The sequence below is a fragment of the Nocardia sp. NPDC004573 genome (assembly GCF_053602135.1).
The window spans coordinates 148602-168504 of sequence record NZ_JBSGDA010000009.1 but is presented as its reverse complement, the minus strand read 5'-3'; the positions used below and the strand labels follow the sequence as shown (position 1 = coordinate 168504).

The window sequence follows — 19903 nt, the reverse complement described above, 5'->3', positions numbered from 1 at the left end:
TATCGGATAACGTTCACGTCGTGTCGGCGTCTGTGAAATCGCTATTGAGCACCCTGACCAGCCGGGGCCCGCACCGCGTGTTGCGAGGCAACCTGGCCATCGCCGGCCAGCCGGGGGTGGTGTTCACGCCCGAGAAGGGGCGGAATCTGCCTGCCGTCGCGTTCGGACACGGCTGGCTGACCGGGGCCGGCCACTACCGCACGCTGCTGGAACACCTCGCTTCGTGGGGAATCGTGGCGGCCGCGCCCGATACCGAGCGCGGGCCGATCCCGTCACATCTGGGACTGGCCGCCGATCTGCTCACCACGCTCGACATCTGCACCGGCGTGCGGCTCGGCGACGGCGAGATCAGTGTGCATCCGGAGCGCCTGGCCCTGGCCGGGCACGGCATGGGCGCGGGCGCCGCCGTCATCGCGGCGAGCCGCCGCGACGTCGCCACCGTCGCGGCGCTGTTCCCCGCGCCGACGGCACCCGACGCCGAAGGCATCGCGCCCGAGCTGGACATTCCGGCATTGATCCTGGCCGGTGCGACCGACATCACCTCGGTCAGCTCCAATGCCGTCCCGCTGGCCACCGCGTGGGGCGGTCCCGCGATCCTGCGCGCCATCGACAAGGCCTCGCACAACGGCATCATCGAAGGCCGTCGCGTGCTCGCCGCCGTGGGCGCGGGAAAGCACGAAGCGAAGACCACGCGCACCACCCGCGCCCTGCTGGCCGGTTACCTGCTCGCCACGCTGGCGGGCGACAAGACCTACCGTGCCTTCGCCGATCCCGACGAGGTCATCCCACACACCGCGGTCGTCGACCCGGAAGCCCCACAGGAGAAGGAGCCACCGAAGCTGAAGGTCGGACAGCTCGCCGCACTGCTGCGGCGATAGCCCTGCCCCGCGACATTCCGGAGTGCCGGTCAGATCAGCCAGCTCTTGCGTCGATAGAAAGCGGCCTCCTCGTCCTCCTCGTCGACCGGTGCCACCGTTCGATTCGCCCGACGTGCGGCCATCGACCGCGCGATGGCCGCATGTTGCTCTTGTGCTTCCTCCTGCAGCCGTCGCTGCTCCTCCGCCTCGGCGGCGGCCCTGTCGAGGTTCTCAGCGTGCGTCGCCCAGAACTCGTCCATGTCGGCGGTCAGGCGGTCGGCGAACGCCCGGCCGGTCGCCGCGGTCTGTTCGTTGATCGCCTGGATCTCGTCGAGGAGCAGCGACATGCGGCGCTGGTTCTCGGCGGCGAGTTGCCTCGCTTCCTCGGCGTAGTCGACCATGCTGCGCCTCCTTGTTCATTCGGTGTGCGGACTCATCGCCGCCGGGCTCACAACGGCCCCGCCTCGGCGAAATCCGCGTCCAACGGGCCTGCTTCGGCGAGTTCCGCGCCGCCGTCCACCGGGGCGTCGGGGTCCGGCTCGCGTCGGTCCGGCAACGGCTTCGGGTAGTGCTCGCCGTCTTCCTCACGACGGGCGCCCGGCAGGGTCCCGCCCGGCAGGCCGGAGCTACCGTCGCCGGCGTCGGATTGCGGGGCCGGACCAGGCGATTGTTGTTCCTCCTGAGATTCCTTCGCGGGAGGCTCCTCGTTCTGCTGCGCCTCCGGTGCCGGCGCAGGCGGCGATGGCTGTGCGTCATCGGTTCTCGGCTCCATCGAGATGACCGGTATCCCCTGTTCGTTCAGCTCGACGGTGAACTCCTGCCGCGCGCCCGTGGCATCGGAGAGAAGCAGTTTCAGCCGGCCGTCCGGGCCCATCTCGAACTCGACATGCTTCCCGCCGAGGTCGAATTCCGCCGCGGCGTGCGGCTCTGCGGCTCGCTCTTCGTTGTTCTGATCGTCGGCTTGGGCGGTCTGCGGATCAATACTCTGCATGAGCTTTTCGATCGCGTCATCGACTCCGCTTGTGATGATGCCGCTCAGCGCGGACACGCCCTGCTCCACCGCTCGACCGAGACCCGTTGCCAGCGGCGCGAATTCCTGTGCCGCCTGGGTGAGCGCGGCCAACCCGTCCAGCCCGGGCATCCTGGGCGCTGGGGTGGTCGGGGCGCTCGGCGTCGTCGGGGCGCTCGGCGTGGCCGGGGCGCTCGGCGTGGCCGGGGCGCTGGGAGTGGTCGGCGTCTCCGGCCCCAACGTGCCCGGTGTCGCCGGTGTGGTCGATACGGGCACGGTGCTCGCCGGGACCGTGGCCGCGGGTGTGCCAGGCAGACTCGTTTGCTGGGGCTTGTCCGGGCCGGACGGTGTACCCGGCTGCGTCTGCGACGGGCCTTCCGGGCACGGATAGGCCTGTTCGGACAGTTGCGCCAATGCGTCCGTGAGGTTCTTGTACTGATCCTTGAACAATCGATCGACCTCGGAACAGACGTCGACGTAGGACGCCAGCTTGCGATCGAAGTCCGGCTTGAAGGTCTTGGTCAGCCACTCTTCGGTGACGCTGCGCACCCGGTCGCCGTACGCGCCGGTGAGCAAATTCTTGCTGTCGGAGTTGAGGAAACCGAGCACACTTTTGTTGATCTTGGCTTCTGGCACGGCCAGCGCGGGAAATATGCGGCCGAGTTCGCGCACCTGTTCCGCGCTGATCCATTCCCGCGCCTTGTGCACGTCGACGATGACCTTCACCTCGTCCGGAGTCTTTCCGTCGATCTTCACCGCCTTGCCGCCGCCCACCGGACCCTCCAGCAATTCCCGGGTGGCGAACGCCTTCGCGGCCACCGCCGAGCGCAGCGCATTCGCCAGATCGGCGATCACGGTCATGGCCGCCCTGGCATGCTGCCGGTCCTCGTCGGCGAGGACCGACTGTTTGCCGAGCATGTCGAGCGCGGCGACGGCCGCCGCGCCCTGCCACAATTCGGGCAGCCGACGGGTGTAGCCCTGCTGCGCGTCCCATTGCCGATCCACTTCGGCGAGAGCGACTTTCAGTGCCTCGCCCGCCTGCTCGAGCTTCTCCAGCCGGGTGCCCCGCTGCTCGTCGTACCTCGCCAGCAGCGTGCCGAGGTCACCCCGGCCTCCGTTGCCGCCGAACGCCGCCTCGTACAGCGGCATGAACTCGATCCAGTACTGCAGTCCGGCGCTGCCCTCGTCCAAGAGGGCGTCGATCGCCTTGCCGTGCCAGGAAAGAGTCATGATCCCGACTCCTCGAAGGTGTGACGCCGCCGGTGCGAGCACAGGTCGTTCGGCGGTCTCATGACTTGTTCGTCTCGGACGCGCGCTGCCGGTCGGTCTCGGCGTAGACCACCACGGCTGCTCCCAGCGCGTCGGCGGTGGCGGTGGTGGCGTCACTCCAATTCCGCAGCCACGCGCCGATCCGCTCCAGCCCTTGATGCACCGCGATGCCCTGCGGCCCGTAGTTCCGGCCCGCCTCGCCGCCGCTGCCGAACACATGGTCGGCCACTCGCTTCGCCTGATCGCGGACCGCGTCCGCCGATCTTCGATAGTCGCTGCCCAGCGCACCCAATTCCCCCGTGCGGACGCCGACCATTTCCGATCCGCCCACGTTTCCCCTCCCTCTTCACAGTGTCATCGCGCGGCGCGAAACTCGTTCGCGCCGATTGCCGCCGTACTTCCTTCGACGCAACACGCCGACACTCGGTTCCCCCGAATTCCACTCGCGCGGAGACGGTCAACTGCCGATGCGACCTCGGTCGGTGCGGACCCATTCGGAGGTGCCGTCGGGGTGGCGGTGGAATTCCCATGCGGCGTAGTCGCCGTCCTTCTCCACCACGGTGACGTGGTCGGCGAAGCCGTCGTGGTCGTAGTCGGTCCAGACCTGCATCGCCTCGTCGCCCGTGGTGGTGATGGTGTCCAGGGTGCCGTCGCCGTCGATGTCCTGGGTCGGGTGCTGCAGTTCGATCGCACCCAGTCCGCCGAGGGACGAGGACGCGTCGATGCCGGGTATATCCAGACCGGGGAATTCGCTCGAGGTGATCATGACTCCTCCTCAGCAGGACTCGTGCGGTGGCGCGGTGCCGCAGCAGCGGCATCGTTCCATCCTGACACCCGCGCGGGCTCCACGCAGCCCCCGAGTTCACTTCTTCGGCATCAGCAGCCACAGCACCAGGTAGATGACGAACTGCGGACCGGGCAGCAGGCACGACACCACGAACAGCAGCCGGACGACGTTGGCGTTCCAGCCGAGGTACTCGGCGATGCCACCGCAGACGCCTGCGATCCACTTGTCGTGGGTGGAGCGGGTGAAACGGCGGGTGGGGGCGGTCATTGGTCTTCCCTCTCGTGCGGTGATCGCTACGAGTTCCACTCTGCCCGCCACCATGGGCCTCGCCATCGGCCCGGCGACCGATCCCGACCCTGATTTCTCCCGGGGGCGACCTCAGGGTGCAACCCCGAGCACGGCAGACTCGTGCTGGTGAGCACCACTCTGCATGCCCGCGGCCTGTCGGCCGCTCACGGTGAGCGCATCCTGTTCGCCGACCTCGACCTGACCCTCGCGCCGGGCGACGTGATCGGCCTGGTCGGCGTGAACGGCGCGGGCAAGTCGACCCTGCTGCGCATGCTCGCCGACCGGCACTCGCCCACGGGCAGCATCACGCTCAGTCCCCCGGATGCGACGGTCGGCTATCTCGCCCAGGAGGCGCAGCGGGTGCGCGGCGAGACCGTCTTCGAATTCCTCGGACGCCGGACCGGTGTCACCGAGGCGCAGCGAGCGATGGACACCGCGGCCGAGCGCCTCGCCGAAGGCGGGCCGGACGAATACTCCCCCGCGCTGGAACGCTGGCTCGCCCTCGGCGGCGCGGACCTGGACCAGCGCGCCCACGAGGTCGCCGCCGATCTGGGCCTCGCCGACAGTCTGCCGAGTGGCCTGGACACCCCGATGACCGGTTTGTCCGGTGGTCAGGCCGCCCGCGCCGGGCTGGCCTCGGTCCTGCTGTCGCGCTTCGACATCCTGCTGCTGGACGAGCCGACCAACGACCTGGATCTGGACGGGCTGGCCCGGCTGGAGCAATTCGTCGCCGGCGTGCGGGTGCCGCTGATGGTGATCAGCCACGACCGGGAATTCCTGGCGCGCACCGTGAATCGCATCGTGGAACTGGATCTCGCTCAGCAGCAGGTCGGGTGGTACGACGGCGGTTACGAGTCCTACCTGATGGAGCGCGAGATCGCCCGCAGGCACGCCCGGGAAGCCTACGAGGAGTACGCCGACACGAAAGCGGGCTTGGAGGCCCGCGCCCAGATGCAGCGCAACTGGCTCGAGCACGGCGTCCGCAACGCACGCCGCAAAGCGCGTGATCCCAGGAAGCTGGACTCGGACAAGGCGGGCCGCAAGATGCGCGCCGAATCCACCGAGAAGCAGGCGGCCAAGGCCAGGCAGACCCAGCGCCGCATCGAACGACTCGAGGTGGTGGAGGAGCCACGCAAGGAATGGGAGCTGCGCATGAGCATCGCCGCGGCCCCGCGCAGCGGCTCGGTGGTGGCGACACTGTCCCAGGCGCGGGTCACCCGGGGTGACTTCACGCTGGGCCCGATCACCACCCAGGTGGACTGGGCGGACCGCATCGTGCTCACCGGGGCGAACGGCTCGGGCAAGTCCACGCTACTGGCGCTGTTACTGGCGAAACTGCGGCCCGACAGCGGAACCGCGAGCCTGGGCTCCGGCGTCCGGATCGGCGAAGTGGACCAGGCTCGCGGGCTGTTCCGCGGTCCTGCCGCGCTGGCCGACACCATCGGCGCCGAACTCCCGGAGTGGCCGGAGGCGGAGACGCGCACTCTGCTGGCGAAATTCGGCCTGCGTGGCCCGCACGTGCTGCGCCCGTGCGACACCCTCTCCCCCGGCGAACGCACCCGCGCCGCGCTCGCCCTGCTCCAGGCCCGCGGGGTGAACCTGCTCGTGCTGGACGAGCCGACCAACCACCTGGACCTTCCCGCCATCGAACAGCTGGAGCAGGCCGTCGAATCCTTCACCGGCACACTGATCCTCGTCACCCACGACCGCCGCATGCTCGACACGGTCCACGCGACCCGGCGTTGGCACATGAACGCGGGGGTACTCACCGAAACCCATTGACCACGACCGCGCTACCCGCGCAAACGCGAGCCATAACGGGGCCGCGAACACGCCGCGCCGAAGGCGCGGCCGAACTACACAGCCGCGACCCGCTTGGCCAGGTCGTCCGCCAACTGGCGTGCCTGGGCCGGGTCGGTGGCTTCCACCATCACCCGCACCAGTTCTTCGGTGCCGCTGGGCCGCAGCAGCACTCGCCCCGAGTCACCGAGCGCTCGCTCCGCCTCCAGCACCGCGTCGCGGATCTCGGGGGCGCGCGCGACCACGGATTTGTCGCTGACCGGCACGTTCACCAGGATCTGCGGCACGGTTTGCAGCACGGCGGCCAGATCGGCCAGGGTGCGCCGGGATTGCGCCATCCGCGCCATCAGGCGCAAGCCGGTGAGGATGCCGTCGCCGGTGGTGCCGTATCGCGGGAACACCACGTGCCCCGACTGCTCGCCGCCGAGGGTGTAGCCGCCGCGCCGCAATTCCTCGAGCACGTAGCGGTCGCCGACGGCCGTGGTGCGCAGAGTGATTCCCGCCGCGCGCATGGCGATGTGCAGGCCGAGATTGCTCATCACGGTGGCGACCAAGGTGTCTGCGGCCAGCTCGCCCGCCTCGTGCATGGCGAGGGCGAGGATCGCGAGGATCGCGTCGCCGTCCACCACATTGCCGTAGGCGTCGACGGCCAGGCAGCGGTCGGCGTCGCCGTCGTGCGCGAGACCGAGATCGGCGCCGTGCTCCAGCACCGCGGCCCGCACCTGGTCCAGATGGGTCGAGCCGCAGCCGTCGTTGATGTTCAGCCCGTCGGGCTCTGCGTTGATCGCGATCACCGTGGCCCCCGCCTCGCGGTAGGCGGCGGGCCCCACCTCGGCGGCGGCGCCGTGCGCGCAGTCGACCACGACGGTCAGCCCGGACAAGTCCTGGCCGGTCGCCTCGACCAGGTGTTCCACATAGCGTTCGTGGGTGCCCGCGAGACTGTACTGATCCGGGACGGTGAGCCCTTGATCGCGCGCGCCCGCCGCGCTGCGTACCCGTCCGATGCCCGCGCCGGTCGGGCGGAACGGCGCCTGGGCGGCCACCAGCGCCTCGATCCGGTCCTCGATCGCGTCGTCGAGTTTGTGCCCGCCCGCGGCGAAGATCTTGATCCCGTTATCGGGCATCGGGTTGTGTGAGGCGGAGATCATCACGCCGAGACACGCGTCGTACAAACCGGTTAGGTAGGCGACCGCAGGCGTCGGCAGCACCCCCACCGACAGCACATCCACGCCCGCCGCGGTCAGCCCCGCGGTCACGGCGGCCTCGAGCATCTCCCCGCTGGCACGCGGATCGCGGCCGACCACCGCGAGCGCACGCTTCTTGCCCCGGCTCAGGATCTGCGCGGCCGCACCGGACACGCGCAGCGCCAGCTCCGGACTCAGCGACTCGTTGGCAAGCCCGCGGACTCCGTCGGTGCCGAACAACCGTCCCATACCTCGCCCCTCATTGGTGATCTGTGGCGTGGGCGTCGGCCCGGGAGGCACCGGCCCGTGCACCACGAAGGCCCCGCGAACGCCCTGTCTTCATACAGCGCGAGAGCAGGCGACCAGCTGTTCGCTGGGAGCCTGCTCTCGTACAGCTGCCGCGTCGACCGTACCGCGTCCGGCACCGCGAGGATGCCGGACGCGAAAGGTCGACGTTGCCGATGTCAGCGCTTCGAGTACTGCGGCGCCTTACGCGCCTTCTTCAGACCGTACTTCTTGCGCTCGGTGGCGCGCGGGTCACGGGTCAGGAAGCCGGCCCGCTTGAGGGCGGGACGATCCTCCGGGGTGACTTCGATCAACGCGCGGGCGATGGCCAGCCGCAGGGCGCCTGCCTGGCCGGACGGGCCGCCGCCGACCAGGCGGGCGTGCACGTCGAAGGACTCGGTGCGCTCTACGGTGACCAGCGGCGACTTGACCAGCTGCTGGTGCACCTTGTTCGGGAAGTAGTCCTCGATGGTGCGGCCGTTGAGCACGAAGTTGCCGGAGCCGGGCAGCAGGCGAACGCGCACGACGGCCTCCTTGCGGCGGCCGACGGTCTGCACCGGGCGATCGATCACGACGGGGGTGTAGGACGCCGAGACCTCGGAGTCCTCGTAGCCCGCACCGTCCTCGACAGCCTCGGCAGCGTCGAATTCCTCGACGTAGTCCTCGTTGAATTCCTCGGGAGCGGTCACTGGGCCACCTGCTTGATCTCGAACGGAATGGGCTGCTGGGCGGCGTGCGGGTGCGTCGGGCCCGCGTACACCTTCAGCTTGCCCGCGATCGCGTTGCCGAGCTTGTTCTTCGGGATCATGCCCTTGACGGCCTTCTCCACGAGCCGGTCGGGACGGGTCTCCAACACCTGACCGACGGTCCGCGACTTGAGGCCGCCCGGGTGCCCGGAGTGGTGGTGGATCAGCTTGTCCTGCCGCTTGTTGCCGCTGATGGCGACCTTGTCGGCATTGATGATGATGACGAAATCGCCACCATCGACGTGCGGGGCGTAGGTCGGCTTCGTCTTGCCACGCAGCAGATTCGCTGCCTGGACGGCGAGACGGCCGAGCACTACGTCAGTGGCGTCGATGACGTACCACTTACGGGTCACGTCACCCGCCTTGGGGCTGTACGTAGGCACAGTGCTTCCCTGTCTGTCGTCGGTGTTGCCGGCCAGGCGTGCGGTCGAGGTGTTCCCGGCGGCCGGTGGAGACCCGGGCCTCGGTGGACGTCCGGGCGATCCACAGGGTTCGACCGGGCGTTCCACACGCCGACGAGCCACGATACCAGTGGGGTATCGCGGGAAGAAATCGTGTCAGATCTCGATCGGGGGTCCGAAGTCGATCGCGCCGGGCGGTCCGGGGACCAGGTAGCGCAGGGTGTCGGCGTCCGGCCGCCCGCACTCCGCGGAGCTTTCCTGCGCTTCCCGCTGGTCGCCGCGTGCGGTGGTGACGCCTGGTTTGGGCCGCGTGATCGCGTAGGGAGCAGTCGGGCACGCGACCGGCTCGGCCTCGCCCGCCTGTTCGGAGACGACCGATCCCGCGTCGAGCATCACCGGCTGCGCCGTCTGCACCTGGTGATTCCCGGACGGCAGCGCGACCACGGCCAGCGCCATCGCCCCGACGACGGTATTGGCGCCGAACAAATTGCCCTTCATCTTGTTCCAGAGCTTGCCTTTGCGGTGCCGCTCCTCGTCTTCGGACTCCGCGCCCTGGTCCTGCCAGGCGTCCTGGCGTGGTTGGCCGGGGTAGGACTGCTGTTGCGCCGCGCCCGGGTAGGGCGGCCGCGGACCGAGCGGCGGCACCGGTCCACCGGGCGGCCCGGACGGCGGACCAGCCTGATCCTCGGGTGCGCTCGGCGGCCGGGTGAAGCGGCTGCCCAGTTCGGCGAGGTTCGGCGGGAGACCGCGCGGCGCTTCGTCGCGCCCGATCCGGGTCGTCTCCTCGTCGGGCCGCGTGGGGTAGCCCGGCCCGTACTGGACGCCGGGCACCGGACGCGCCGACGGATGCTCCGGCCTGCGCGGCCCCGCGTCCGCCGGTTGCGGCGCTGCCTGCGGCGGCGCCGGCGGCTGCGGCGCGTACTCGGCCTGCGGGCGGGCGTCCGCCGGGCGCTGCGGAGCGGGCACGGATTCGGCGTACCTGCCCGCCTGCTCCGGCTCACCCGCCTCCGTGTCGCTCACCAGCAGGTGCGCCGCGCCCAGCACGAGCGCGTGCATCGGATGGTCGGCCACTCGGAGGCGATGTCCCAAATGATTCTGGAAGGCCAGGCGCAACGCGTCGTTGAAGCGCACGTTGCCCGACAACAGGACCGTCGAGGTGTCCGCGCCGATCGAACGGGCGGCCGCCATGACCTCGATCACGACGTCGTCGGCCGACCGGGCATCCCGCATGGCCTCCGCGTCCACCGGGACGTCCACCGACTCGGTGGGCTGCTCGTCGTCGCCGTGCACCGCGACCACCAGCATGCCGCGGCCGTCGGAGTACACCCCCGTCGCGCCGAGGCCCTGCGGCCTGGCCCGGTCCGGCGGGTGCACCAGCCCGAGCGCGCGGACGTAACCGGACAACGCCACGCTCTCCGGCAGCGGCTCCACCACGACGTCGAGCTGCTCCACCATCGCCGCGTAGATCTCGACCTTCTCGTCCGGCCAGTTGTCCGGGAAGGGCAACGCCACCAGGTCCGGCTTGCCGCGCAAGTGCTTGCCGATCTCGGCGAGCGGGTTGTACATGCGCGCGCGGAAGACCAGTTCGGCGGGCCATGTCGCGCCCGCGACCACGATCTGCGGATGTCCCAGGATGTCGCGCACGTCGGCGATCGCCATCCCGAGATCCGGCCGGTTGCGTTCCACGCCCGCCGTGTGCAGCCGGCCCGACGAATCCGCCAGCAGATAGGCCGGCGGCGTCCACATCCCCTCCACCTGTACCGGCCGGATGGGAACGCCACCGCCACCGGCTGCCACGGACACCACATCCCAGCCGAGATGCACTGCCCCTACTCGCACCGTCACAGGCATAAGTGTGCCCGGTTCGCGGCCGAGATGCTCGTCGTCACCCGTCCGGCGCCGCCGCCGCGCCGCGGGGTGCCCATGATTCGCGCCGACGGCGTCACGCGGCCGACTTCTTCAGACGCAACCGGCGCCAAGTGAGGATCGCCAGCACCGAGGTGATCAGCAACAACGCGCCGATGTCCAGCGCCCAGATCTCCGGCTTCTGCTGCCAGAGCGTGTCGGGCTGCGCGTTGAGGAACAGTTCGCGAATGTTCACCGTCGACGCACCGGCCGCGTACCCCCACCGGGCCGGGAACAGCCAGGACACCTGCTCCAGCACCACCCGGCCGGTGACCGGGATCAGGCCGCCCGCCATCACCAGCTGGCACATGATGGCCACCACCAGCAGCGGCATCACCTGCTCGTTCGACTTCGCCAGCGACGACAACAGCAGGCCGAGGACTACGCAGCAGATCGCGGTCAGCGCGATATCGATGTACAACTCCGCGCTGCCGGAAGCCAGCACCGCTCCTTCGCCCGGGCGCTTCTTGCCCGCGAGCACGATGCCCACCAGGACCGCCGACTGCAGCAGCGCGGTGAAACTGAAGACGGCGATCTTCGCCAGCAGGTACGCCGAGGGCAGCAGCCCCACCGCGCGTTCGCGGTGGAAGATCGTCCGTTCACCGACCAGATCGCGCACCGTGAGCGTGGAGCCCATGAAACAGGCGCCCAGAATCAGCACCACAAGCAACTGCTGTGTCTCACTGCCGCCCTCGGGCACGAATGTGCCATCCGGTAGCGCTTTCAGCGCGCCGCGCTGGAAACCGTTCTTCCCCGGCACCACCAGCGAGAGCCCGCCGAGGATGAACGGCAGGAGCACCAGGAATGTCAGATAACCGCGATCGGCCAGGATCAGCCGGACCTGTCTGCGCGCCAGCGTCGAGAACTGTTTGCCGCGACTGGATTGCGGCGGACTGCCCGCGGACCCGTACGGCTGGACGGGCGGCGGGGGTGGCGGCGCGAACGCCTGCCGGGAGCGATAGGCGGCGAACGCCTGATCCGGGTTGGCCGCGACGTTGGCGAAGATCTCCGCCCAATCGCTGGTACCAAGCGCAGCGCCGACACCGGCCGGGTTGCCGCAGTAAGCGGTCTTGCCGCCGGGGGCGAGCAGCAGCACCTGATCGCACATGTCCAGGTGCGCCACCGAGTGGGTCACCACGATCACCACGCGGCCCGCGTCGGCCAGTTCCCGCAGCATCACCATGACCTGCCGGTCCAGTGCCGGGTCCAGGCCCGAGGTCGGTTCGTCCAAGATGAGCAGCGAGGGACCGGTCAGCAGTTCCATCGCCACCGAGGCGCGCTTGCGCTGACCGCCGGACAGCCGGTCGACTCTGGTGTCGGCGTGCTCGGTGAGCGAAAGCTCCTGCAGCACACCGTCGATGACCTTCTGCCGGTCCTGCTTGCTGTTGTCTCTCGGCAGCCGCAGCTCGGCGGCGAATCCGAGCGCCTGGCGCACCGTGAGCTGGCGGTGCAGCACGTCGTCCTGGGGCACCATGCCGATGCGGGAGCGCAGCGCCTCGTACTCGGCATGCAGATTGCGCCCCTCGAAGGTGACCACGCCGCCCGAAGGCCGGGTGGTGCCCGCGATCAGGCGCGACAGCGTCGACTTGCCCGCGCCGGAGGGACCGATCAGCGCGGTGAGCGTCCCGCGGCTGGCCGACATGTTCACGTCGACGAGCAGCTGCTTGTTGCCCTCGACGGTGAAGCCGACGCCGTGCACCGCCAGACCTTGCTCGGCGACCGGCTTCTGCCGGTGCACCAGCGCGCCCTGCTGCACGACGAAGTCGACGTTGCCGATGGTGATGATGTCCCGCTCGCGCAGCACCGCCCGTTGCTGACGGTGCCCGTTGACGAACGTGCCGTTCGCCGAGCCGAGGTCCTCGATGGTCAGGCCTTCGGCGGAGGAGAGCAGGCGGGCATGTTTGCGGGAGGCCAGCGGATCGTTGACGACGATCTGGTTGTCGGTGGTGCGACCGATGCTCAGGCCGGTCTGCGGAATCCGGTCGCCGCGGGCGATGGGCGCCGTGCTCGGCCTGGCCCGCACCGGCGGCATGTTCGAGGTGTCCGCCCTGGTCGTCATGTTGACGTTCAGCGCGGGCGCGGGCGCGTCCTGCGGCGGCGGGTAGGTCGGCCGCTGGAACTGCTGCGCGGGCCGGTGGACCGCGTGCGGCGGCGGACCGGGCTGCGGGACCGGTTGGGGAGCCGGTTGCGGCGGGCGCAGGGAAGGCCGTTGCGGTGGCTGCGGGTTCGCCGGCAGCAGGTGCAACAGCGGGCCGCTGATCGCGTCACCCAGCCGGACCTGCGTGGGACGGTCGATCGACACCGGCTGGGTCAGCCTGCGCGCGTCCACGAACACCCCGTTGGTGCTTCTGTTGTCGGTCAACACCCAGGCGCTGCCCTGCCAGGCCAGCGTCGCGTGCACACGCGAAACGAGCGGGCTGTCGACGAACAGCGTCACCTCCGGCGCGCGGCCCATCGTGACCTGCTGGCTCGAATCGAATACTCGTTCGTTTCCATCATGGCGCACGGTGATGGTCTGCGCCCCCGGTGAAGACATGCAGCGGATACTATTCCATCACCCGGACATCGGCGGTGCCCCCGATGCGCCATATGCCCCGATCCGGCCACCGATGTGAACGCTGTACCGGCCGACGAGGGGGAGCCTTGCCGAGAGTCCGAGCGAGCGCGCTGGTTGCGGCGTTGCTCAGCATTCTGGTGTTGGCCGGGGGCTGCATCCGAGTGGTCGACGGCCGGGCCGTCTCCGTCTACGACGATCCGTTCAAGGTCGCCGGACTGCCCACCACCAGCGGTCCGAGCGGTCCGCGCACCGGCGTCCCGGACAGCACGCTGACCGCGACCAACGGCGACGGCGGCGCCGTGGACACGCTGGCGCTCAACGCCGTCGACGACATCCAGACCTACTGGCGCGGCGAGTTCGGCAAGGAGTTCCAGGGCGAGTTCAAGCCGGTCGAGAAGCTGCTGTCCTGGAGCGCGAAAGCCGGGCGCCCGGAGTCGGTGGAGTTCTGCAAGGAGACCACCTACCGCTTGGTGAACGCCGCCTACTGCCGGTTGGACAATTCCATCGGCTGGGATCGGTCGGTGCTGCTTCCCACCATGGAGGAGACCTTCGGGAAGATGTCCGTGGTGATGGTGCTCGCGCACGAGTACGGGCACGCGGTGCAGACGATGGCCAAGATCGTCGCTCCGAAAACCCCGGTGATCGTCAAGGAACAACAGGCGGATTGCTTCGCGGGCGCGTTCATGCGCCACGTGGCCGAGGGCAAGGCCAGGCACTTCACGATCAACACATCCGACGGACTCAACACGGTGCTCGCGGCCACCGTCGCGATCCGTGACTCCGATCCCGACGACCCGGAGAGCGTGCACGGCTCCGCGTTCGAACGGGTCACCGCGGTGCAGATCGGTTTCACCGACGGTCCCAAGGGATGCAAGGGCATCGATCAAGACGAGATCGACCAGCGCCGCGCCAATCTGCCGCAGAGTTTCAGCGACGACACCGGACGCGGCGAGTACCCGATCACGAAGGAAACCCTGATCGAACTCACCAAGGCCCTCCGAGCGATTCTGCCGGTCGACGACGAGCCGACCTACGACTACTCCCGGGCGAAGATCGAATGCCGCGACGGCGTGGTCACCGAACCGGTGTCGTATTGCCCCGTGAAGAACACTATCGCCACGGACATTCCCGCACTCGCGGAGCGAGGTATGTCCAGCTCCGGCGCCGACGACCCGTTGCCGGTCAAGGTGACCGGCGACTACAACGGCTACGTCGTGTTCATCTCCCGCTACACCCTGGCCGTCCAGCAGAACCGCGGCGAGAGCCTGGTGGGCGCCAAGACCGGGCTGCGCGCGGCCTGTCTGTCCGGCGTGGTCACCGGCAAGCTCGCCGAATCCGGGCGGCCGGTCAGCGAGGGCGATATCAAACTCGCCGCGGGCGATCTCGACGAGGCGGTCTCGGGCCTGCTCACCGACGGCTTGGCGGCGAGCGACGCCCAAGGCAAGACCGTGCCCAGCGGTTTCTCCCGGGTCGAGGCGTTTCGCGCCGGAGTACTGAACGGCGAGAGTGTCTGCGCCGCCCGCTATTCGTGATGCGGGTATTCAGCGGCCGAACGGCGGCGGGGCGGCCAGTTCGAAGCGCAGGACGCGGTTGCCCAGCATGATCTCGGTGCCGGGCAGGAGCACCATGGATTGCCGCGGCGCCAAGCGCACCCAGTCCCGATAGCCAGGCAGACGCGTGCGGGTGCCGTTGGTCGAACCGCAGTCGACCACCGTCACATCCCAGTTGACCAGCCGGATTTCGGCGTGGGCGCGGGACATGCCGCCGGAGGCATCGTCGACGCGCAGCGGGACGAGTCCGCTCTCCGCGGCGGGCGAACGCTCCGGATCGCGCCCGATCACCGCGTCCGCGGCGAGCATGTAGGTCATGCCGTCGTCGAGGATCAGCATGCCCAGCGGCGGGCGGACCACTTCGATCAGCGCCTGGGTCTGGTCGACCGGCATACCGCAGACGGTGCAGAACGCCGCCCTCGGATCGCTCGGATGCGCTCGCGCGCATTTGAACCCCATCACCTTGACGGTCAGCGCGGTCGCTTTGGCAGTCGCCTCCAGCCTGCGCTGCACGTCCGGGTCGGGACGCGGAGCGGGATTGGTGCCGCCCAGCTGAGTGGGCGCATGGTGCGGGTCGATCGGCGTCTGCTCGGCCTCGGCGTCGAGCATGGCGGTCGACGGCGCGGTCGGGTACCGCGGCCGCCCGGCCACGGGCTGCGGTTGCGGCGCGGGCCGCTCCCGGCGCACCGACTCGGTGGGCGGGTCGGGCTCGACGCGCGCCGTCGGCGGCGGCGTCTCCGAGCGGCGATGCGCGCCCACGGCACGGGGCTCCCCGTCGTTCGCCGGCGCACTCGTGTGGGCGCCTTCCGACCACACGATCGCGCCACCCGCCTGGGCGACGCCCTCGACCAGCCTGCCGATGCCGCGCTCGGGTGGCAGATCGGGAATGCGGCCTTTCGCGTCGTCGACGAACAACGCCGCCGCCCGCGCGGGCACGGCCGCGACCCGATCCACGGTGAAAGCCGCGTCGCTGCCACGGTATCGCTCGATCCCGCCGTCACCGGCGAGCACGGCGGTGACCGCACCGTGCAGGAAGATCGCCACGCCCCCGTTCTCGGCGGCGGAGAGGATGCCGAAGTCGATCGGTTCGCCGGGGCTGATCCGCTCGGCATGTTTCATCAGCCAGCGCGTCGCCTCCCGCGCCACCAGGGCGCCGGGGCCGCCCGGCTCGCGGTCGGTCGCGTCGCGCACCAGTTCGGCCAGCGATTCGAGGGCGGCGGCGGCGGGCGAGTCCGGGGTCGGCCTGCCGGTCTTGCGGTGCGCGACGACGACGACCGCGCCCGCGACCGCGGCCACGGCGTGGCTGCCTACGACGACCTCGACCTGCCGATCCTTCACCGGTATCGGCCTCCACCGGAGATGCAGTGCAAGGTCGTCGCCACACCGACAAGGGTATTGCAAGACGAACGGCATCGGTCCCCCTCCCCGGCGTCCGTCGGGTAACTTCAGTGTCAGCAACGGGAGGAACGAGGGGCCTGAGATGGTTCGGACGCAACGCATCGCGCTCACGGCGTCTTGCCTGGCATTGGCAGGGATGCTGGCCGGTTGCGCCGGCGTGCAGGGAACGCCGACGGCGGGCGAGATCGATGTGCGCGCGCTGGAAGTCGGCACCTATCCCACCGACAAGCACGAGTACAAGCAGGATTCCGCGGGCAAAGGCGCGCTGCTGGAAGGCATGCGGATGTCGGACGCGGTGGTCCCCACCGTGCGCATCGACCCCGTGCTGAAAGTCGGGCGCGGCAGCACCGTCGTCGCCGACGCCGAGCAGGCGCTCGACTTCGTGGCCAAGGTGTCCAGGCCGGTCTTCGACAACCGCAAGCTGGTCGTGGGATACGCCGCCAGCGGCGCCGACCGTCCCGACCCCGCCGGGCAAACCAATCCGGCGCCGGAAGCCACCGCGGTCACCAACGCCGTGTTCCGCTTTCCCGACGAGGCCACCGCTGAGCTCGCCGCGCGCGAACTCGAGGACGTCGACATCGCCGTCTCGCCGGACAACCGGAAACTGTCCTCGACGAAGTATCCCGACGCCTACATCCACTGGCGGCCGGGGGTTCCCACCGTCGGCGCCTTCCTGGCGCACAAGGAATTCGTCATCTCCTTGTTCATCCAGCGCCCCGAGGCGGACGGCGACGACCTGGTGAAGTGGGTCGACAAGACGCTGGCCGCCCAGGTCGCGCAGCTGGACAAGTTCACCCCGACACCGGTGGAGAAGCTCGACACCCTGCAGACCGACCCGGATGATCTGCTCGCCCGCGTCGCGGTCGCCGACCGCAAGAACCGCGCGCCCGACCCGGCGACCTTCGCCGTCTACGGCGGCTACCACACCGTGCACCGCGCCGACGACGAATCCGTGCACCTGCGCCTGGTCGAGGAGACCGGCGTGGACCACATCGGCCTGCTGGACGACAGCTACGTCGCTCGCACCCGCGACGCGGCGGCGGCGCAGAAGCTGGTCACCGGCCTGTTGGAGAGCGAAGGCGCGCATTACGACTCGCTGGGCGCGCCCAAAGACGTCCCCGGCGCCAAGTGCCTGCAGCTCAACAGCAAAGGCGACCCGGATCGGGAGTACAAGTACCGGTGCTACGTCGCGTACAAGAGATACGTCGGAGTCGTCACCAGTGATAAGGAACCCGACGTGCGACAGAAGGTCGCCGCGGAGTACGCGCTGCTGGCGAACAGTTTCTGAGACCAGCGACGGTTGACCCCGGCGCTTGCGCGAGCCCGGGTCGCGGGTGCGCCGAAGTAGGATCCGGCGCAACTACCGCAGTCAGGGGAGGGAAGAGTGCAGCACGGCGCGATGTCGAAACCGATTCGGACCGCCTGTGCCCTGGTGCTGGCCGGCGCCGTCGCCTTGGGTGGCGGCGCGTGCGGCGGCCCGGAGGCCGAGAAGCAAGAGCCCGCGCAGCCCATCGATCTGGCGCAGCTCGACGTGGGCAATTACGCGACGACCCCGCGCGCGCTGGGCACAGCGAAGAATCCCGAGCAGGCGCGCATGATCGAGGCGGAACGGCTGGCGAACTTCGTCCCGCTGCCCGCGGACATCGATCCCGCGTTCGTCTCCGCGAATCCCTCCATCGCCAAGGTGTTCATCGACCCGAAGGGCTCGCTCGGGCGGATCATGGACGTCTCCCGGTTCGCCGAGGCCGCGCCGGATTTCGTCGCCGGGTTCCTCAGCAGCGCGGGCAACGCGCCGGACAACCGCGGTTCCGACCTGATCAACGCCGTGATGATCTTTCCGGACGAGCAGAAGGCGGCCGCGGCCGCGGCGGCGCTGGAACGTGTCGACTTCGAGGCCAACAACCGGAACACGCCGGTGCAGATTCCGAAGTATCCCGCCGCGCACGCCCATTGGCAGCCGCAGAACCAGTCGATCGGGTCATGGTTCGCCACCGGCAAATTCGTCGTCTACACCTGGGTCTTCGACTACGTGAAGAACTACCTGGAGAAGGTCGACCTGCCCGAGTTGCTCACGATGGTCGAGAAGAGCCTCGACGCTGTCGTCCCAGCTATCGGCCGGTTCACCCCGACCCCGGTCGACCAGCTCATGGCAGCGCCGATCGATATGGACGGCATGCTCAACCGAGCCCTCCCCCGGCCCAGGGAAGATTCCTGGATCGATCCACCGGGAGCGTACACCGGCAACGGCGCGCTGCACTTCACCACCGATTCGGCCGAGGACCGCAGAATCATCGAAGCGGCAGGCGTGGATCGGTACGCCACCGACGGGACCGACCTGTTCCGCGCACGCGACGCCGCCGCCGCGATACAGCTGCGCGAGCAGCGCGGCGGGCTGACGAAGAAATTCCGCGGCGCCGAGTCGCCGAAAGGCCTGCCGGTCGCGCGCTGCAAGGAGTACATCGGCAACAAGACGGTGGTCGTCCGGTTCTACTGCTCGGTGACCTACGACCGCTACGCGGCGTTCGCCTGGTCATATCAGCTGCTCGACGCACAGCAACGCATTTCCGCCCAGTACGCATTGTTGGTGAACGCCGCATGAGAACATTCCGCATCGCCGCCACCGCCCTCGCCTGCACGGTGGCCGCCGCGATCCTCGGCGGCTGTGGTTCCACGCTGGCGGGCACCGCGCAGCCGGGGGAGATCGACATCCGCCGTCTGGATGTCGGCAACTACCCCACCGAACCGCCGAACGCGCACGACGACGACTATCGGCCACTGTTCATCGAGATGGGGAAGGTCGCCGCGATGCGGCTGGCCGATCACATCGCGTCGGCCTACGACATCGATCCTCGGATGAAGTACAGCTGGACGCCTTCCAGCATCAGCAAGGGGGCATTGCCCGGCGAACTCGGACGCCCGGAGGTCCTGGAGCCGATCGCGGAACGCCACCGGATGATGTACGGGTTCCACACCAACGGCTCGGATCAGGACGTCAGCCTGCTCGCCTCGGGGTGGCCGACCAAGCCGCGGCCCAATTCCACGACGGTCGGCACGATCGTCATGCAGTTCCCCGACCCGGACCGCGCCCGGCAAGCCGCCGCCGAGTTCTTCGACGCCGATTTCGGCGGCTACCGCGACCAGAACGAGCCGGTCACGCTGCCGCGGCAGCCGCAGGCGCGAGCGCACTGGCGTCCCGGTTCGCCTTTCCTGCGGGCGATACTCGCGCACGGCTCGTACGTGGTGGCATTCCTGGTCTCGGCCAACGCACCCGACCGCGACGCCCTCGTCGGCCTCGCCGAAAAAGCGTTCGACGTCCAGCTGCCGATGCTCGACCAGCTGCCTGCGCTGACCGAAGAGGAGATGCTGCGCTTGCCCTGGGACCCCGACCACCTGCTGAGCCGCACGCTTAATCCGGCCAAGGTCCAGTCCCCCAGCTACGACGATTCGAACGCTCTGCTGGGTCTGCGCGGCATCATGCAATACGCCGAAGACCGTGATTACGCGAAACAGCGTTTCACGGCGATGGGAGCCGAGAAATTCGCGGTCTCCGGCGGCACGCTGGTGATCCGCGCCCCGAACGCGGAGCAGGCGCGCCGGGTGGTCGCCGAGCGCATCACCCCCACGGTAGTGGCGGGCCCGGCCGAGCCGCCGCAGCAGGTGCCCGATTCGGCATGCGTGGAGAATCGCTCCGGACTTTTCGACGACCGACGTTTCACCTGTGTCGTCGCCTACAAAGAATACGTCGGATTCGTCGCGGCGAATCAACTGCTGGACGCTCAGCAACGCGCTGCCGCACAGTATTCCATTTTCGCGAACAGCCGATAATGCCGCATTTTCGCCGCGAATCGGGTCGAGTATGCTGCGTGG

The 19903-nt window shown here is 69.3% G+C and carries 17 protein-coding genes; 6 read left to right on the top strand and 11 right to left on the bottom strand.

Annotated elements, in window-relative coordinates; all coding sequences use genetic code 11:
* Positions 1-20 precede the first annotated feature (20 nt).
* A complete protein-coding gene (locus tag ACWEKR_RS17015) occupies positions 21-878 on the top strand; it encodes a poly(ethylene terephthalate) hydrolase family protein (RefSeq protein WP_452355242.1) in 858 nt (285 codons plus the stop codon).
* 29 nt (positions 879-907) lie between these two features.
* Here the strand turns inward: ACWEKR_RS17015 and ACWEKR_RS17010 are convergent, their stop codons facing one another.
* The 5 genes from ACWEKR_RS17010 to ACWEKR_RS16990 all read right to left on the bottom strand — a co-directional run bounded on the left by ACWEKR_RS17010 (position 908) and on the right by ACWEKR_RS16990 (position 4189).
* Positions 908-1258: a hypothetical protein gene (locus ACWEKR_RS17010; protein ID WP_195084627.1), complete on the bottom strand. Its 351-nt coding sequence runs from the start codon at positions 1256-1258 to the stop codon at positions 908-910.
* Between the two features lie 47 nt (positions 1259-1305).
* A complete protein-coding gene (locus tag ACWEKR_RS17005) occupies positions 1306-3096 on the bottom strand; it encodes a hypothetical protein (protein ID WP_452355241.1) in 1791 nt (596 codons plus the stop codon).
* Between the two features lie 58 nt (positions 3097-3154).
* Complete coding sequence (locus ACWEKR_RS17000; protein ID WP_452355240.1) at positions 3155-3466, bottom strand: hypothetical protein; 312 nt, start codon at positions 3464-3466, stop codon at positions 3155-3157.
* 126 nt (positions 3467-3592) lie between these two features.
* Positions 3593-3901 (bottom strand): DUF6802 family protein, encoded by a 309-nt coding sequence (locus ACWEKR_RS16995; protein ID WP_159839602.1) that lies wholly within the window; start codon positions 3899-3901, stop codon positions 3593-3595.
* A gap of 96 nt (positions 3902-3997) precedes the next feature.
* The gene (locus tag ACWEKR_RS16990; protein ID WP_039795694.1) at positions 3998-4189 is read right to left on the bottom strand and encodes a PspC domain-containing protein; all 192 of its coding nucleotides are present in this window, start codon (positions 4187-4189) and stop codon (positions 3998-4000) included.
* 147 nt (positions 4190-4336) lie between these two features.
* On the opposite strand from ACWEKR_RS16990, the gene ACWEKR_RS16985 reads away from it, so the two are divergent.
* Entirely contained in the window at positions 4337-5992 is a 1656-nt protein-coding gene (locus tag ACWEKR_RS16985) for an ABC-F family ATP-binding cassette domain-containing protein (protein WP_452355239.1), read from the top strand.
* Between the two features lie 74 nt (positions 5993-6066).
* Here the strand turns inward: ACWEKR_RS16985 and glmM are convergent, their stop codons facing one another.
* The 5 genes from glmM to ACWEKR_RS16960 all read right to left on the bottom strand — a co-directional run bounded on the left by glmM (position 6067) and on the right by ACWEKR_RS16960 (position 13067).
* Complete coding sequence (gene glmM, locus ACWEKR_RS16980) at positions 6067-7443, bottom strand: phosphoglucosamine mutase (protein ID WP_452355238.1); 1377 nt, start codon at positions 7441-7443, stop codon at positions 6067-6069.
* Positions 7444-7658: 215 nt separating this feature from the next.
* Complete coding sequence (rpsI, locus tag ACWEKR_RS16975; protein WP_159839607.1) at positions 7659-8168, bottom strand: 30S ribosomal protein S9; 510 nt, start codon at positions 8166-8168, stop codon at positions 7659-7661.
* The gene (rplM, locus tag ACWEKR_RS16970) at positions 8165-8608 is read right to left on the bottom strand and encodes a 50S ribosomal protein L13 (protein ID WP_040864934.1); all 444 of its coding nucleotides are present in this window, start codon (positions 8606-8608) and stop codon (positions 8165-8167) included. The genes rpsI and rplM overlap by 4 nt, the downstream gene beginning before the upstream one ends.
* A gap of 174 nt (positions 8609-8782) precedes the next feature.
* Positions 8783-10477, bottom strand: a complete 1695-nt coding sequence (locus tag ACWEKR_RS16965; RefSeq protein WP_452355237.1) for a hypothetical protein — start codon at positions 10475-10477, stop codon at positions 8783-8785.
* Positions 10478-10568: 91 nt separating this feature from the next.
* A complete protein-coding gene (locus ACWEKR_RS16960) occupies positions 10569-13067 on the bottom strand; it encodes an FHA domain-containing protein (protein WP_452355236.1) in 2499 nt (832 codons plus the stop codon).
* 107 nt (positions 13068-13174) lie between these two features.
* Between ACWEKR_RS16960 and ACWEKR_RS16955 the strand changes: the two genes are divergently transcribed.
* A complete protein-coding gene (locus ACWEKR_RS16955) occupies positions 13175-14620 on the top strand; it encodes a metallopeptidase (protein ID WP_452355235.1) in 1446 nt (481 codons plus the stop codon).
* A 9-nt stretch (positions 14621-14629) separates the two neighbouring features.
* Here the strand turns inward: ACWEKR_RS16955 and ACWEKR_RS16950 are convergent, their stop codons facing one another.
* Complete coding sequence (locus ACWEKR_RS16950) at positions 14630-15976, bottom strand: FHA domain-containing protein (protein ID WP_452355234.1); 1347 nt, start codon at positions 15974-15976, stop codon at positions 14630-14632.
* A 142-nt stretch (positions 15977-16118) separates the two neighbouring features.
* On the opposite strand from ACWEKR_RS16950, the gene ACWEKR_RS16945 reads away from it, so the two are divergent.
* The 3 genes from ACWEKR_RS16945 to ACWEKR_RS16935 all read left to right on the top strand — a co-directional run bounded on the left by ACWEKR_RS16945 (position 16119) and on the right by ACWEKR_RS16935 (position 19861).
* Entirely contained in the window at positions 16119-17324 is a 1206-nt protein-coding gene (locus ACWEKR_RS16945; protein WP_452355233.1) for a DUF7373 family lipoprotein, read from the top strand.
* A 111-nt stretch (positions 17325-17435) separates the two neighbouring features.
* Complete coding sequence (locus tag ACWEKR_RS16940; protein ID WP_228829429.1) at positions 17436-18635, top strand: DUF7373 family lipoprotein; 1200 nt, start codon at positions 17436-17438, stop codon at positions 18633-18635.
* Positions 18632-19861 carry a DUF7373 family lipoprotein gene (locus ACWEKR_RS16935; RefSeq protein WP_452355232.1) on the top strand — a complete coding sequence of 410 codons (1230 nt, stop codon included), beginning with the start codon at positions 18632-18634 and terminating at the stop codon, positions 19859-19861. Before ACWEKR_RS16940 ends, ACWEKR_RS16935 begins: the two co-directional genes overlap by 4 nt.
* Positions 19862-19903 lie beyond the last annotated feature (42 nt).